The 15,908-nt window shown below is 44.1% G+C and carries 12 protein-coding genes; 3 read left to right on the forward strand and 9 right to left on the reverse strand.

Features of this window, described 5'->3' with window-relative positions:
* The first annotated feature begins 202 nt into the window (after window positions 1–202).
* The 3 genes from glpX (at window position 203) to MIC7113_RS27555 (ending at window position 6,029) form a co-directional block, all read left to right on the forward strand.
* Complete coding sequence (gene glpX, locus MIC7113_RS27545) at window positions 203–1,240, forward strand: class II fructose-bisphosphatase (protein ID WP_015185477.1); 1,038 nt, start codon at window positions 203–205, stop codon at window positions 1,238–1,240.
* A gap of 263 nt (window positions 1,241–1,503) precedes the next feature.
* Window positions 1,504–2,790: a glutamyl-tRNA reductase gene (locus MIC7113_RS27550; protein ID WP_015185478.1), complete on the forward strand. Its 1,287-nt coding sequence runs from the start codon at window positions 1,504–1,506 to the stop codon at window positions 2,788–2,790.
* Between the two features lie 107 nt (window positions 2,791–2,897).
* The gene (locus MIC7113_RS27555) at window positions 2,898–6,029 is read left to right on the forward strand and encodes a UPF0182 family protein (protein WP_015185479.1); all 3,132 of its coding nucleotides are present in this window, start codon (window positions 2,898–2,900) and stop codon (window positions 6,027–6,029) included.
* Window positions 6,030–6,048: 19 nt separating this feature from the next.
* On the opposite strand, the gene MIC7113_RS27560 is transcribed toward MIC7113_RS27555, so the two are convergent.
* The 9 genes from MIC7113_RS27560 to MIC7113_RS27600 all read right to left on the reverse strand — a co-directional run bounded on the left by MIC7113_RS27560 (window position 6,049) and on the right by MIC7113_RS27600 (window position 15,877).
* A complete protein-coding gene (locus tag MIC7113_RS27560) occupies window positions 6,049–6,648 on the reverse strand; it encodes a YdcF family protein (RefSeq protein ID WP_015185480.1) in 600 nt (199 codons plus the stop codon).
* A 113-nt stretch (window positions 6,649–6,761) separates the two neighbouring features.
* The gene (locus tag MIC7113_RS27565; protein ID WP_015185481.1) at window positions 6,762–7,676 is read right to left on the reverse strand and encodes a glycosyltransferase family 2 protein; all 915 of its coding nucleotides are present in this window, start codon (window positions 7,674–7,676) and stop codon (window positions 6,762–6,764) included.
* A 249-nt stretch (window positions 7,677–7,925) separates the two neighbouring features.
* A complete protein-coding gene (locus MIC7113_RS27570; RefSeq protein ID WP_015185482.1) occupies window positions 7,926–8,858 on the reverse strand; it encodes a class I SAM-dependent methyltransferase in 933 nt (310 codons plus the stop codon).
* A gap of 23 nt (window positions 8,859–8,881) precedes the next feature.
* The gene (locus tag MIC7113_RS27575) at window positions 8,882–10,060 is read right to left on the reverse strand and encodes a glycosyltransferase (RefSeq protein ID WP_015185483.1); all 1,179 of its coding nucleotides are present in this window, start codon (window positions 10,058–10,060) and stop codon (window positions 8,882–8,884) included.
* Window positions 10,057–11,214: a glycosyltransferase gene (locus MIC7113_RS27580; RefSeq protein ID WP_015185484.1), complete on the reverse strand. Its 1,158-nt coding sequence runs from the start codon at window positions 11,212–11,214 to the stop codon at window positions 10,057–10,059. The genes MIC7113_RS27575 and MIC7113_RS27580 overlap by 4 nt, the downstream gene beginning before the upstream one ends.
* Window positions 11,215–11,233: 19 nt before the next feature.
* Complete coding sequence (locus MIC7113_RS27585) at window positions 11,234–12,748, reverse strand: O-antigen polysaccharide polymerase Wzy (protein WP_015185485.1); 1,515 nt, start codon at window positions 12,746–12,748, stop codon at window positions 11,234–11,236.
* 32 nt (window positions 12,749–12,780) lie between these two features.
* A complete protein-coding gene (locus MIC7113_RS27590; RefSeq protein ID WP_015185486.1) occupies window positions 12,781–13,968 on the reverse strand; it encodes a glycosyltransferase in 1,188 nt (395 codons plus the stop codon).
* A 2-nt stretch (window positions 13,969–13,970) separates the two neighbouring features.
* Entirely contained in the window at window positions 13,971–14,915 is a 945-nt protein-coding gene (locus MIC7113_RS27595; RefSeq protein WP_015185487.1) for a class I SAM-dependent methyltransferase, read from the reverse strand.
* Between the two features lie 5 nt (window positions 14,916–14,920).
* Entirely contained in the window at window positions 14,921–15,877 is a 957-nt protein-coding gene (locus MIC7113_RS27600) for a methyltransferase domain-containing protein (protein ID WP_015185488.1), read from the reverse strand.
* Between the last annotated feature and the right edge of the window lie 31 nt (window positions 15,878–15,908).

Consider the following 15,908-nt stretch of genomic DNA (forward strand, 5'->3'; position numbering starts at 1 on the left):
AAATCTTAAGAATTCTCAGGATTTCAACCCTAGAGTCACCCTTTCGTTGTCATACACCAGAAGTAGAGTGCTGAGATTGCAGCAAAACTTAACATGACTCTCAGAGTTCGCTGAACTCTAGGGGTACCCCCTCTGATAGACTTTAAAACTGGAATAGCCAGACAAAACGTCGCAAAATCAAGCAGTTGGGAGAACGGGTGTCGTGGAAAACACATTAGGTTTAGAAATTATTGAAGTTGTCGAACAAGCCGCGATCGCATCTGCCCGATGGATGGGTAAAGGCGACAAAAACACCGCTGACCATGTTGCAGTGGAAGCCATGCGGGAGCGGATGAACAAGATTTACATGCGCGGTCGCATTGTGATTGGAGAAGGGGAGCGAGACGACGCCCCCATGCTCTACATTGGCGAAGAGGTCGGCATTTGTACCCGCGAGGATGCCCACACCGTCTGCAATCCAGACGAACTGGTTGAGATTGACATTGCCGTTGACCCCTGCGAAGGCACCAACCTAGTCGCTTACGGGCAACCCGGTTCAATGGCTGTGTTGGCAATTGCTGAGAAAGGGGGTTTGTTTGCTGCCCCTGACTTTTACATGAAAAAGCTGGCAGCGCCACCCCAGGCCGCAGGACATGTCGATATTAACAAGTCAGCCACTGAAAACCTAAAAATCCTCTCCGAGTGCTTGAATCGCTCGATTGAAGAACTGGTTGTTGTGGTGATGAAGCGCGATCGCCATAACGAACTGATTAAGGAAATCCGCGAAGCGGGTGCCAGAGTGCGCCTAATTAGCGATGGGGATGTCTCTGCTGCCATCTCCTGTGCCTTTGCGGGTACCAATATTCATGCTCTGATGGGAATTGGTGCCGCACCCGAAGGCGTCATCTCAGCCGCCGCCATGCGCTGCTTGGGTGGACACTTCCAAGGTCAACTGATCTATGACCCAGCCGTCGTCAAAACCGGTCTGATTGGGGAAAGCAAAGAGAGCAACCTAGAGCGGCTCAAATCCATGAATATTAACGATCCCGACAAGGTCTACAACTCCGACGAACTCGCCTCTGGTCAAACCGTATTGTTTGCGGCGAGTGGAATTACCCCAGGCACACTGATGGAAGGCGTCCGCTTCTTCCATGGTGGGGCACGCACCCAAAGCCTGGTCATTTCCAGCCAGTCACGGACGGCGCGGTTTGTGGACACCATCCACATGTGGGATGAACCGAAGTACATCCAACTGAGGTAGGAGTACTGGGTTACCGCAACTTATGAAGGATGAAGTAAGAAAGAGTTCAAACTTCATCCTTCTGCGTTCAGAGTTTACTCTCTGGTTTAAATAAACCTTTTTTCCAACACTTCACACACCCTTTAACTTCACAAATACATCATTGGATGGTTAGATAAGTCTACATTGTAGAGATTAGACGGGTTGAACCATCCCTCATATATTGACAAATTGACAAACCTCGTGACATCCGACCGCAAAGACGACAAATAGTTGGAGAGAACATGAATATCGCAGTCGTAGGTCTAAGCCACAAGACAGCGCCAGTTGAAGTTCGGGAAAAACTGAGCATTCAAGAAGCGAAAGTGGAAAGCGTGACGCAACAGCTCTGTAGTTACCCACACATTGAAGAAGTCGCCATCCTCAGCACTTGCAATCGGCTGGAAATTTACATTGTTGCCACAGAAACGGCACAGGGCGTGCAAGAATTGACTCAGTTTCTTTCCGAATTAGGTCAAATTCCCCTACACCAGCTCCGACATCACCTGTTTATCTTGTTGCATCAAGATGCCGTTATGCATCTGATGCGGGTGGCAGCCGGTCTTGACAGCTTAGTATTGGGAGAAGGGCAAATCTTAGCCCAGGTTAAAAATACTCATAAACTCGGTCAACAGTATAAGGGGATCGGACGCCTGCTCAACCGACTCTTTAAACAAGCGCTGACGGCGGGTAAGCGCGTCCGCACAGAAACCAGCATTGGCACAGGTGCCGTTTCCATTAGTTCTGCGGCGGTAGAATTGGCTCAGATGAAAGTGCAGAACTTAGCCGCCTGCCGCGTCGCGATTATTGGTGCGGGTAAGATGTCCCGCTTGCTGGTGCAACACCTTTTGGCAAAAGGGGCGGCAACTATCTCGATTGTCAATCGCTCTCAGGCGCGATCAAAAGAATTAGCCAATCAGTTTCCAGACGCCAATCTAGAACTCTATCCGCTTTCGGATATGATGAGGACGATCGCATCTTCGGATTTGGTGTTTACAAGTACTGCCTCTACTGAGCCGTTGCTTGATCGGACAAAGCTGGAAGCCACGCTGGAGCCGCATCAGCCATTGATGTTGTTTGATATCTCTGTACCTCGCAATGTGGCAGCCGATGTCAATGAGCTAGAAAACGTCCAAGCCTTTAATGTGGATGACTTAAAAGCCGTGGTGGCGCAGAACCAAGAAAGCCGCCGCAAGATGGCGATGGAAGCCGAAGTGCTTTTAGACGAAGAAGTAGAAGCCTTTGAAGTGTGGTGGCGATCGCTCGACACGGTGAGTACCATTAGCTGCCTGCGCGACAAAATAGAAACCATCCGTGAACAAGAGTTAGAAAAAGCCTTATCACGCCTAGGGTCAGAATTCGCAGAGAAACATCAAGAAATTATCGAAGCGTTAACGCGGGGGATTGTGAATAAAATCCTTCATGACCCGATGGTACAGTTACGGGCAGAGCAAGACATTGAAGCCAGACGCCGAGCCATGCAATCGTTACAAATACTCTTCAACTTGGATACAGGAGAGCAATTTAGCTAATTAATGATGGGTCATGAGTCATTCGTCCTGAGTTATTAGGTATTAGTGTAAGTAGGGGAAAGTCTGTCCCTGCCTTTCATCCCGGCAACGTCAATCATTCATGACCCATGACTCGTGACCAACGCAGACCGTTCAGGAACCCAATCAGGAACCCAATTTTTCGATTTGTTACTGTGCTACTGGGCGTCTGGTTGGCCTGGGATTTGCTGTCTCACTTAGTAGCAGAGGTTTTATGGTTCAGCGAACTGGGTTACTTATCCGTGCTCCTCAAACGCTTAGCCTATCAGATTGGCGTTGGGGTTTTGGTGTGCGTTACATCGGCTGGATTTCTCTTAGGAAACTTGTTTCTTGCCAATCAGTTTAAGTATTCCGACACCAGCTTAATATCTAGACTTGCGCCTGAGGAAGTCAGGGTCAGTAGCCAGCGCCTTGCCAGGATTAATTTAAGGCTCGATCCGTTACCTCAGACAGCCCCCCGCTCCATTAGAGAGGGGACAGGAACTGCATTTAGGGTAGATGCTCCAAAGTCTTCCCTCCCTCTGAACTTGCGATCGCTCCTCGTGGTGGTGTTCTTCCTCAGCTTACTGGTGGGGATGATGCTGCTGCACTACGGTAAAATTGGCCTCTCCCTGTGGCATCGGGATATGAGCCTGCTCAATGTCACACCGCCCCTACCCACAGCCTTTGATTGGACATCCGTACAAACGTTGGTTCAACAAGCGTGGAACAATGAAATTTGGCAAATTGGGGTACTTGTGGTTGTTGTAGTAGCCCTGATTGTGAATCCCCAATTTTGGTTAATCGCGATCGCTTCAGCCTTTTCGTTGTTCTTTGCCCTAGTTCTATCCGCTCAATGGAGTCGGATTTTACTGTACTTCTACCCCACCCTCTTTGAAGCTAATGATCCACTTTTCGGTCGTGACATCAGCTTCTACATCTTTAATTTTCCCGTCTGGCAACTATTTGACTTTTGGTTAGGGGGGCTTTTCATCTTTGGTTTAGCGGCAGTATTGCTGATCTATTTGCTAGCAGGAGAGAGTTTTTCCGATGGGAAATTTCCTGGATTTTCTCAAAGTCAACTGCGTCACTTGTACGCCTTAGGAGCAGGAACGGTGGCGATAGTCGCTGTCCGCTATTGGCTCTCACGCTACGAATTACTGTATTTCACCCGTGGCGTTACCTACGGTGCTAGTTATACCGATGTCACTGCTCAATTACCCGTCAATACAGCACTGAGCCTGTTAACGGTTGCGATCGCCCTTTGGCTGTTCGTACAGACAATTTTTTGGTTTCGGCATTTCCAAACCAGTGGACGCAGGGAACTGATCGCCTTGGGAGTGTACCTAGGGGTGAGTGTGGTTGCAGGTGTGGCTTTACCTGCCGCTGTGCAACGCTTCCGGGTTGAACCCAATGAAATAGCCGTCGAACGACCTTATATTGCCCGCAGTATTGCCCTAACCAGAGCCGCATTTGACTTAGAGGATATTGAAGTTGAAACGTTTAATCCCCAAGGCACACTGACTAATAACATTCTGGAAAACAATGAGCTGACGATTCGTAATATCCGACTCTGGGATACGCGCCCTATCCTACAAACTAATCGCCAGTTGCAACAAATCCGCCCTTACTACCGATTTCCCAATGCGGATATTGACCGTTACACCCTGAAAGTAGCGGCAACGGGTGATTCCCCGATTGCGCCCAGAACGGAAGACGAAGGGCAAGAGATCGAAAAAACGAATATTGCTCCGACGAAACCACTCGTGACGGAACGGCAACAAGTGGTCATTTCCGCGAGGGAATTAGACTATCAAGGTGTCCCCCAGCAAGCAAAAACCTGGGTTAATCAACACTTAATTTATACTCACGGCTATGGTTTTACTCTCAGCCCTGTCAATACGGTTGCCGAAGGGGGACTCCCAGCTTATTTCGTGAAGGATATTGGCACGGGTGCAGATGGAGGGGTTGAGGGAGCGTTAACCACATCCAGTCCTCTGATTCGAGACAGTATTCCTATTGGTGCGCCTCGAATTTACTACGGAGAAATTACCAATACTTATGTGATGACTTCGACGAGAGTCAGAGAATTTGACTATCCCAGTGGGGATGAAAATGCTTATAACAGCTACGACGGCACTGGCGGTATTGCGATTGGTTCGCTGTGGCGTAGGGTATTGTTTGCTCAGTATCTCAAAGACTGGCAAATGCTGCTGACACGGGACTTTACACCTCAGACGCAGCTACTGTTCCGCCGCAACATTAATCAACGGATTCGAGCGATCGCTCCGTTTCTTCAGTATGACCGCGAACCTTACTTGGTGGCTGCCGATGCAGGTCAAGGGAATAACGTCCAGAACCAGAATTATCTCTATTGGATTGTGGATGCTTATACGACGAGCGATCGCTATCCTTACTCTGACCCAGGTAAATATGGTTTTAATTACATCCGTAATTCGGTCAAAATCGTGATCGATGCTTACAACGGTTCCACTGACTTTTACGTTGCCGACCCTCAAGACCCGATTATTAGAAGCTGGAGCGCGGTTTTTCCGGGACTGTTGAAACCCCTAAGCACCATGCCCGTTACCTTACACAGCCATATCCGATATCCCCTGGACTTTTTCAGCGCTCAATCGGAACGGTTGCTGACCTATCACATGACCGACCCGCAGGTCTTTTACAATCGGGAAGACTTGTGGCGGATTCCCCAAGAGATTTACGCGGCTAAATCGCAACCCGTGGAACCCTACTACCTGATCATGAGACTGCCAACCGCCACCTCAGAAGAGTTTATTTTGCTCAATCTTTATACTCCGGTGACGCGCAACAACTTAATTGGATGGTTGGCGGCTCGCTCTGATGGTGACCAATATGGCAATCTACTCTTATATCAGTTTCCAAAGCAGGAGCTTGTCTACGGGCCAGAGCAAATTGAAGCTTTAATTAATCAAGACCCGGTGATTTCTCAGCAAATTTCTTTGTGGAATCGTCAGGGGTCACGGGCGGTTCAGGGTAATCTATTGGTGATTCCGATTGAGCGATCGCTGCTTTATGTGGAACCGCTTTATCTGGAAGCGGAGCAAAATAGTTTGCCGACACTCGTCAGGGTGATTGTGGTTTACGAGAACCGCATTGTCATGGCTCAAACCTTGGAACAAGCACTCCAATCCATCTTTGAGCCTCCGCAGCAGGAAACTCCAGCTATTATTCGTCCGGTAGAGGAACCTGCCTTGCCTTAAGAGCGATGCTCCCCAATGTTCATACTGATGAAAGCTTAGTAATTATTGGATTAGTTCTGAGGGCGGCACCTGTGCGGCCTGTAACTAGCCACAGGAGGGCGCGACCGACATCACGCAGAACGTGGAACTCAGATTCAAGGGGTTTGTCGGATGGGATGGAAACAGGTGTGAAGGCAATACCTTGGCTACCGAGAACGATAGTCGCGATCGCTTTTGCCCTAGGCATGTGAAAGTCGGAGGTAATCAGGAAGAGGTGCTGGATGCCTTGATGTTTGAAGTTAGCGACTAGAGAAGTAAAGTTAGTGACAGTATCGACAGCGCGGTAGTCGAGGTGAACCCTACTATCTGGGATATCGGCGGCGCGAAAGATGGGACGCGCTAGATTGGGAGGTAGGCCAGAAGATACACAGATTTCTAGGGAGGGGTAGTACTGAGCGAATTGAGCCGTGAATTCTTCTCGATCTCGACCTCCGCCGAGGGTAAGGATGGCTTGGGGGTGAGGGGCTTGGTAGGATGCGATCGCTAGTCGCACGGGAATGATGCTGAGTAGCAATAAGAAGGCACAACTGACCAAAGAGAAAAAGCGGGATTTCCAGCGCTTGGGACGAAAAGGCTTCATTGGCTGCTCTGGTAGAGGCACTAGGCGTTGAGGAATAGCTTTACTTTGCCGCCAACATTATGCCAAAAATTAGAGGGGTGTCAGTTATTACCTCTTGAGAGAATTTTAAGGATTCAAGCCTCGGTTAATTCCTGTTTACCACTCTTGGGTAAGGAAGATGGGATAATCTCTGAGAAAGTCTTGTGCTGGTTACTGCCTTGGTGCAATTTCTCTGTTTCTATTAAACGAATCGAGAGCAAGATTTCTGCAAGCATTCGCTGGAAGGCGTAATACCAGCCAGCCCAACCATCTAGGATGCCTTTGTTCAGGATTAGGCAGTAGAACAGGATGACAAAGGGAGCGAGAATTTTTTGCCGCCGAATGCAATCGCCAAAACTCAGTTCACTATCCGGTGTTTTTAATAATTTCTCGGTTTCAATAATCATGTATCGATCTTGCGCCCATAACCATCGGCTCAGAGGCTTGCGATCATCGTGGTGAATATAGGATGAAAGTTTAGCCGACTTTCCGTTTACATGCAGCTTTTGTGTATGTCCATCATCAAAATAAATGGCTTTTTCTTTTCTAAATAGGACTTCGCGAGGTGGTAGTAAGGTACCCCGAAGCGGTTTGCCAAAAACACAATATTTAAACGGAGCAAAGTAACCATCGACTAGCGAGTCTTTTTGTAAAGAATCAATTTCTGCAATCAATTCATCAGTGATGATGTAGTCTGCATCTAGTGAGATCACCCACTCTGTTTTTACTTTATTTAAACCGTAGTTCCATTGATTCCCATGGGTATCGAATTGACGCTGAAATATCTGAACTTGGGGATAGGATTGCAAAATCTCTAGTGTTGCGTCTGTGCTGTAGCTGTCAACAACAATGATTCTTTTTGCCCAAGTAAGATGCTGAAGTGTACGGTCTATATTAGGAGATTCATTAAAGGTGAGGATAAGGGGAGTAATTTTTTCTAGTAAAGATGGATGTTGATTTGAGAAATGTTCAGATAAATTGTAGACTTTATTTTTATTGGAAATAGTCATACTAATCCTGCTAGTAGCTAAGAACATTGATGAGAGAATTTCTCATGGTCTAGTTGTTAGATACTTATACAAAGCCTAGAAATACTAACAGGACAAAATTACTAAATATATGCGATATAGCACTTCAAACCTGTAGGTTGGGCATAACAACTGCGAAACCCAACCGACTATGATTGAACGTAACTTGATATTACGCTGAACTCAGATTTATTCAAGATGAATGTTAGGGCTTCTAGCCGGAAATTACCGTTATTTCTTGCGAGCTACGGCATAAAGCCCACCCCCAGCTCCTAAAAATTTTGAAGCTAGAGGCTCGAAGAATCCAATCAGAGACTTAGAAATTCCGTAAAAGTTCCAAGCACTTCTATTTTGCAGTAAGTTCTGAAATGAAGGATACCAAAGGAGAGTTTCTACCTGATGTAGACCATCAGCATAGAAGTAATCGCTAATTTCAAGAGGCATATATCCAGCTTTTTCAAGGAGTACCTGCATAGAGTGTCTATTAAAGCCGTATAAATGCTGCGGTGGATTCAGGCTATCAAAAAAGTCTCCTCGATTGACTTGTTCCCTAATCGCGTTCTTGACCTTTAGATAAAGTGCATCATTGTTTGGACATTCAATGTAGAGAATACCTCCTGAGTTTTGAAGCGATGATAGAGAAGATAGCAGCTCTAAGGGATTTATAATATGCTCGATTACCTGGAATAGAGTTATACAATCGAAGTTTTTACCTGATAAACTTTCCAAAGGAGTATCAGATAATTGGATTGTATGAATTTGCGTGTTATTCTGTCGAGAAAAATTTTCGAGTTGTTCGCAATTTTGTTTGCTAAACTCTGCTCCGTATGCATGAAATCCTTTTTGAGCAACTTGCTTAAGAAATGCACCAACACCAAATCCGTAATCTAGGAAAGATAAATTTTCTCGATGTCCAATTTTTGCAACTAAGTATTCTAGTATGCCTTCATGGAGTTCAACTAATGTAGAAAGCCTCTCAGGAGTTTCTTGTGTAGGTTGATAGCTACTGTAATATTCATTGAGTTCATCTAAAGAAGGTATTGGATAGGCTGATACTACCTGGCATTCTCTACATTTTATCGCCACATATTTCTCTGCCATTGAGGCGAGTGGCTTACAATATTGATCAAAATCACAAATTGGACACTGATATTTGATATCCATATTTTCCAGTCTACTTTATAGGTTCAATTTTCAATTAAAGAAGCAGAAGTGTAAGCATTAATCATTTGGGTGGCTATACGCTCCCAAGTGTAATGCTCAAGAATGATTTGACGCGCATAATTGCCCATTTGTTTAGCCGCTTGTGGATGGTCTAGGTAGTTTTGAATAGCAGATGTTATCGCAGCAACATCAAGTTCTGCTACATAGCCCAGTTGATACTGTTCCACCACCGAAGCCAAAGCAACACCAGGAGTAACAACAACTGGTAGACCCACTGCCATCGCCTCTAGGACAGCAACGCCAAAGTTTTCGGAGTAAGATGTTAGAGCAAAGATATCGGCACCTTGCATTAATAAATCTTTCATTTCTCCTTCGACAAATCCGGAACGATAAGTGCGTTCGTCAATGCCAACAGAAACTAAAAGATTGTTAATTTCAGCCTCATAATCAGAAGAACCACTCCCGGCTAGAACGAAGGTAAAGCGCCGATCGCGTAGTTTTCCCAACGCCGATATGAGATAGTCCAAGCCTTTTTTAGGGTGCAGGCGAGACATGAACAAAATCACAGGCTCATCTTCCGGAACGTTCAGTAATTGCCGCAGTCGGTGACGAGCATCTGGTATAGGAGAAGGTAGATCGAGACCAAGCGGGAGGATGAAACTGGGAGGCTTCAAACCAAGCTGGGATACTTGTTGCTGTTCTTGCTGGGAAGTGAAGACAAGTGCTTGGCTGTGATTGAGGTTGGCGTATTCGGTTAGGGTGAGGTAAATCTGCTTTTTGCTAGCAGCTTGTTGTAAAGACCAATTGCAGAGTAGACCATGAGGTTGAACAACATAAGGCAGGCGTCTGAGGCGGGCAATCGCCATTGTCACTGTAGATGCATAGGAAAAAATGGCATGGACGTGCAATAGATCGTAATCAGTAATGTGCTGCCAAAGCCAGGTAGTCAGTTGTCTGGAAAAGGCGAATTCCCTTAGAGATTTAATAGAGGGAGAGAAACGAGGGAAAAACCAGACCGGCACTTGTTCGTACTCAATCCGTTGCTGCAAGGGCACCTCTAGCAAATCAGAACCATTATCGTTAGTCGTAGCAATCTCAGCGTCTACACCCTGTGAGCGCAGTGCCTTAACCATTTCTAGGGTTGCTTGACTAGTACCACCTCGAACCTGAGCAATCGAGGGAATAACATGAAGCACTTTCATGATTTAGAGTCAATTGGAAAAGTTTGCATTAACTCCGCAAGAGTTTGTTTAAAACGCTCAAATCCGAACGTATCAATAACTTTTTGGCGTAAAGCTTCAGGTTGATAAATCAGTGGATTGGGATAAGTACCTTGCAAGATTTGAACAATCGTCTGGGCGATCGCTCCTACATTATCTGGCTCAACTAAAGCTCCCAATGCACCGTTACAAAGTGCATCAATGGCACCATCCTGATTTCCCCCTAAGGTAGGTTTGCCACAAGCTAAGGCTTCCAGGTAAACAATCCCAAACCCCTCACCTTTGCTGGGCATGGCAAAGACATCGCACAGATTGTAATGATCGCCAATTTCGTTATCAGGAATAAAGCCAGCCAATGTCACGCAGTCTTGCAGATGAAGTTGAGCGATTAATTGTTCAATGCGGGGGCGATCGTCACCTTTGCCAACTAGCATATAGTGAACATCTGGAAGCTGACGCCGAATTTCAGGTAAAGCTTGCAGGATTTGGTCATACCCTTTGTAGCGATCTTCACTTGCTAATCGTGTAACCGTTAGGATGACTGGTTGCTCAGGTTTTAAGCCGTAGCGCTTCAGTAAATAATCGGGCTTATGACCAATCTCGAATCGGCTAGCATCAAAGGTGACTGGCAGAAGGGGAATTTTATCGAAAGGCAAGCTTTGCTCTTTAATTAAGCGGTCGCGTGTGTAGCTACTAATCGAAACAATCTTTTCTGCTGCATGTAATGCTTCTATTTTCCATTTATCTTGAACCATCCAGGCATCCACACCGTAGACAAGTATCCAGTAGGGAATGCCTGTCAAGCGATGAAGCCAAAAAGCGACGGGCGCGAAGTTGAGATGACCACAGATAATTAGGTTTGGTTGCTTTGTGAGTGTTCCTACAATGAGATTTGTAGCAAAGTGGGGTATCCGCAATAAATCAGGAACACCGCCACTGAATGCAAATGATATATTTCCTGAATTAAATTTGGTTTTGGGTTTACTCCTATCAAGTTGATCAAAAATAGCTAGAGATAAATTAGGAAATTCATCGACTAATCCTTCCAGTAAATCCTGGAGATAAACTTGAATTCCTCCCTTAAACTCAAAAAGGTTGGGTAGCCATAAATGAATACACTTTTCTTCCAGCTTCATTTCTTAATTTTTACTCCGGTTAATCATGAATTAAGGAAACAGGCTTTTTTTGCCCACTTAAAAACAATCTAAACAAAACATATAAAGCTACACCAAAAGGAATTAAGCCTCCAATCATTAGAGAAAAATTTGATTCTTGGTAAATTAATCGAAACAAAATTGTAGTGCCTATTACAAATTCCAGCGAACTCATTCCTGAATGATTGAACTTTTGATCAAGGAAAGCCAGAAGCGCTCCAACTAAAGACATTCCTATCAATACACCCCAAGTTCCAAAATTGGCATACATTTCTACAATCCAAGGCAAGTTAAATGACGTAGTAAAATCATTACGAGCTAAATAGTTATAGCGACGACCAAAAGTATTACCAGTATTGTCTATAGGTTTATTAGGCAATAAAGCGCGGGGAATAAAACTTGTTAGTAATGGTAAGTAGGTTTCACCCCCCCAGTAAGGAACTTTTGCTGGCGTATCCTCTACCACTGCGGAAAAGACAATAATGTGTGCTGTTCGGCTTATAACCCCATCAGTAGAATCAACAGAGCTATCATCATTTGATGTAAGACCCTGATTCTGATAGTGTTTTAGGGCAAGATCTATAAATAATTGAGCTTTTTCTACAGGGCTTAAGTAAGAAGCTGAACCCCCAAACCAAACTAAATTACGATACTCTCCTTTTACAGAATTGAATGCCATAAAAAATACAAGAGTAATACTTATGAAAATAATAGGGATACGCTTACGTTCGTAAAAAATAACAATAATTGTAAACAGCCCTAATAGCATTAATTGAGCCAAAGAACCACTAGTAAACCGTTGAACAATTTCAAGGGGAACACATAGACCCACTAGTATCCAAGTTTGAATTGATGGTAATAAACCGCGTGAGTAAAGAATAAAAAACATTCCATAAGCTAAATATCCTACAGGCTCTAGAAAATGTCCTATAGACGGAATTTGTCGAATCGCTGGTATATAAATAAAAGCTATATGTGACCAAAGCAACACCCATAGTAAGGTGAGGAGTCTTCCTACTGTATAGGACTCAGATAAACGAATAGGAGAAACTTTTTTCCACAGCGATGATTTAGATGTAAAAAAGGCAAGATTCATCCCAGCTACACCCAATAACACCACGGTTAGGGCTGTAACACTGATATTTGTTATAGACCAACGCTCTTCGACTGCTTTAGCGCTAGAAAACATCGGTAAACCAAAGCTAGTAGCATAAAAAATTCCCACCAGTGGGAAAAAAGGCATGGGTGGTCGATTGCGATCTAGTAAATACTGGAGACTGGGTAGAAACCCCATCCAGGTTATGCCTAATGCCAAGAGTCCCTTGTCAAGTGAAAGTGATGCTGGACGCTTATCCAATAAGTAACCACTGCCTGCTACTAAAGCAAATAGCAAAACCCAACGTAGTCTTTTAAGGTAACGTCGATTTGCTAATTGTTTTTTTTGTTCTTTAAGGATACTTTTCCATTGTTTTTGTAATTGTTCGGGTGAAGGCTGAGTCGGGTCATAATCATACATAGCTCTTACCTAGCCTTATCATGAGCAATGATTTAAACACATAAAAATTTTTGAGAATCTACGAGATTTTTTATATGAGATACTATCGGTGAAAAGGCAGATTCGTAATTAAATTTTTGTTCAAAGGCAGCTCTTGCTGCTAAACACATCTTTCTATAATTCTCAAAATCACTCAGGATATCTTGAATAGCAGATACAAGTGATTGAGGGTCGTCAGGGTTGGCAAAACGCACCCAAGGCTCGCCAGAGAGATATTCTCGATAATTGGGAAAATCGCTGACAATTACAGGAACGCCACAGGCAGCATATTCATATATTTTGTTGGATGCAGTAACGCAAGCCACACGATCGAAGCTTGTATTTTTATAAAGAGCAAATCCTACTGTTGCCATCAATGTCTTATGTGTTAAATCGTTATAAGGTAGTGTGCCTAAATAAGAAAAGTTAGGTGACATATTAAGATGATTGACCCAGCTCTCAAGTTCTTGAGCATCAGTCTCATTAAGGAATCCGACAAACTTGATGCAGACATTATTCTTTAAAATAGAAGCAGAGGTTACAATCTCTCTCATTGCACTTGTATCTGAAATCGTACCTCTATAAAATAAAGTGATAGATTCCCAACGCTTTTGGAGTACTGAAGTCCAATCATTGGGAAGGCAGAAGAAGGACTTTAAGGGAAAATTAGGAACAATTACTGGCTGCTCTTTGAGATTAGTTGCTTTTTGAAAAAAGGTAGCTCTATCTTTATCCGGAAATATAATAACTTTTGCTTGGTGTATCCAAGCTTGCTCTGCTCTTTGAACCCATCCAGATAACGAGGACAGAGAAGATAAGCGATCGCCAATTTCATGACTTTGGTAAATGAGCGGAATTGGCTGGAGCTGCGCTAGACGGCAAAGGTAAGCAGCCGTATAGGCATAAGCATCATAGGCATAAATTAGAGATACACCTTTGAGAAGGCGACGTGATTGGGCAACAAAATTTATATATTCCAAAAACTTAGCCCGAGGCGAAGCTTGCTTTCGTTCTCTAACTGATGTATATCGCCCCAAGCGATGAACTGTAACATTAGAAGGGTATTCAACATCAGGGGGGTCTTGATTGCGACCCATTAAAATGACATCAAAATGCTCTGATAGAAGATGAACAGCGTTTACTGTTGGCGGATAGTAATCTGGATTTGAATAAACCAGCATTCCAATGGTTTGTTTGCTCATACCTACACCTTTTGAAGAACAAATAATAATTCATGTCGATGCAAAGGATTTTTAACTTTAACTTTTAACTTTTGCCAGGTGTTATAAATCCAAATATTAGGCTGTATGCCTTTGCTTATCAGTGAGTAAGATTTTACGGCATGAAAATCTTTATATTGTTTAAGCCCTAGGGGAAACCCTCTATATTCCAGTAGGATGACTTGAAAGCCGGCTTGTTCTGCCAGTTTCGAGAGAGTGCGATCATCAAAATAGCTGAGATGTTCCATGTTTCTGCGTACACCACTCCACTCGCCACCCCAATCGTCAAAGCAGCCCATATCCGGACAACCTCCTACAAATATCCCTCCAACCTGAAGAACTCGGTGGATTTCCCTGAAAAGTTGGGCTGGATGACGAACATGCTCAATCAGGTCAAAAGCTGTCACAACATCGAAACTTTGCTCGGTAAGAGGAAGACTATCAGCCGAGGCTTCTAGAATCTCCAATTCGTATTGCTTGCGTCCATAGGCAGCAGCATCAGCGCTAACTTCTACACCAACGACTTGACTAACCCCATACTGCCGCGCCAAAACTAGCAAGGCACCATCAGCACACCCTAAATCGAGTAGTCTTTTTTGTGACAAATCGGCATGACTCTTGAGAAAACGCCATCCAGTTACTTCTTCTTGTGCGATCGCTCTTTTTCGGGAATTAAAATAATCCTCGCCCTGATGAAAATCATGACCCCCTGAAAAGTACCCTTCTTGATAAAATCGATTTAATTCGCGTTGTGACGGCTGCGGTTGAACAAAGCGAAACGAGCAAGATTGGCAGCTAACAATATCAAGGCTGTCAGCACGAGAATAAATCGCTTTATAGTTCTCAGCGTTACAGATAGGACAAGGAATTGCGGTTAGCTCAGTTGCTTGCCAAACCCAGGAATTTTGTTGATTGACTGATAATTTCATCTAAATTAATTACAGGGGGAGAGAAACACGATTAACCCCTTTATTAATAAATCCTCTTCCAATAGTTCATTTTGTTTCAGGATTTTTTGCCATTTTTGAGGATAAGCAGCACGAAACGCTAAACTTTCGGGAGAGATGATTGCAATGGTACATAAGCGAGTAAAGCTTTTCTCAACTTTTTGTATATACTCTCTAGGTTTGAGATAACTAAACAGCCCTTCACGAATATGTCGGCGGATTTCAAAATAACTCTCCTCTGAAATTGCCCAACTATCTTGTCGTTGGAAAGAATCAATCCACTCGAAATAGTCTTTTTGACTTAGTAGGAGATGATTAAATCCATGTTCTAGACCTCCAGCCGCTGAGAAATGGTCACCACTAAACGTATACCAAAGGGGCCCAAAGGCAGACATAACTACTCCTTTAGGCTTAATTAACCGTCTACTCTCTTCTATAAGAGCATCAAAATCCTTGACATGTTCCCAGACCGCAAATGAAGAGATGATGTCAAAACTTTGGCTGGAAAGTTGTGTTTGGCATATATCATCTCTAACAAAGCTAATCGGTGTCCCATTGGTTGTTTGAGCAATTTGCTCCCAAGCTTTTTTAAAGTTAAATTGGTCTACTCCTACACAAGAAGAGACGCCAACTTTTGACCATGCCAGTGCTTCTTGACCGAGTCCACACCCTTGTATGAGGACATCAGAAGTCGGTAAAGATACAAAGCTTCTTAAAAATCTCATGAGAGAAATAAATCCCGCGCCCCGATCGCCAAATAAAATATGGTCGGTGCTAAACGAAAGGTTGGAGAGTTCTGGATAGGCAAGTACCTTAATCCAACTCGTGAGGCGGGTTGAAAATGGGTAAACGATTTGGTCTAAAATTTTACGCTTAACTGTACTCTGGTTGCGATATTGAGTAGGGTTAAAGTCTAAGGGAGTATGGTCAGTTATTTGGCTCATCTTCTCGCTCTTTTTCAGAAGTTTTAAAACT

Origin of the sequence: Allocoleopsis franciscana PCC 7113 (genome assembly GCF_000317515.1) — a bacterium.
Classification (GTDB): domain Bacteria; phylum Cyanobacteriota; class Cyanobacteriia; order Cyanobacteriales; family Coleofasciculaceae; genus Allocoleopsis; species Allocoleopsis franciscana.

What these genes read in the sequence shown, in the direction of transcription:
- MIC7113_RS27585 (WP_015185485.1), bottom strand. Translation starts at nt 12,748, where the DNA reads ATGTATGATTATGACCCGACTCAGCCTTCACCCGAACAATTACAAAAA.
- MIC7113_RS27590 (WP_015185486.1), bottom strand. Translation starts at nt 13,968, where the DNA reads ATGAGCAAACAAACCATTGGAATGCTGGTTTATTCAAATCCAGATTAC.
- MIC7113_RS27575 (WP_015185483.1), bottom strand. Translation starts at nt 10,060, where the DNA reads ATGAAAGTGCTTCATGTTATTCCCTCGATTGCTCAGGTTCGAGGTGGT.
- MIC7113_RS27560 (WP_015185480.1), bottom strand. Translation starts at nt 6,648, where the DNA reads ATGAAGCCTTTTCGTCCCAAGCGCTGGAAATCCCGCTTTTTCTCTTTG.
- MIC7113_RS27570 (WP_015185482.1), bottom strand. Translation starts at nt 8,858, where the DNA reads ATGGATATCAAATATCAGTGTCCAATTTGTGATTTTGATCAATATTGT.
- MIC7113_RS27580 (WP_015185484.1), bottom strand. Translation starts at nt 11,214, where the DNA reads ATGAAGCTGGAAGAAAAGTGTATTCATTTATGGCTACCCAACCTTTTT.
- MIC7113_RS27600 (WP_015185488.1), bottom strand. Translation starts at nt 15,877, where the DNA reads ATGAGCCAAATAACTGACCATACTCCCTTAGACTTTAACCCTACTCAA.
- MIC7113_RS27555 (WP_015185479.1), top strand. Translation starts at nt 2,898, where the DNA reads ATGACTCGTGACCAACGCAGACCGTTCAGGAACCCAATCAGGAACCCA.
- MIC7113_RS27565 (WP_015185481.1), bottom strand. Translation starts at nt 7,676, where the DNA reads ATGACTATTTCCAATAAAAATAAAGTCTACAATTTATCTGAACATTTC.
- MIC7113_RS27595 (WP_015185487.1), bottom strand. Translation starts at nt 14,915, where the DNA reads ATGAAATTATCAGTCAATCAACAAAATTCCTGGGTTTGGCAAGCAACT.
- MIC7113_RS27550 (WP_015185478.1), top strand. Translation starts at nt 1,504, where the DNA reads ATGAATATCGCAGTCGTAGGTCTAAGCCACAAGACAGCGCCAGTTGAA.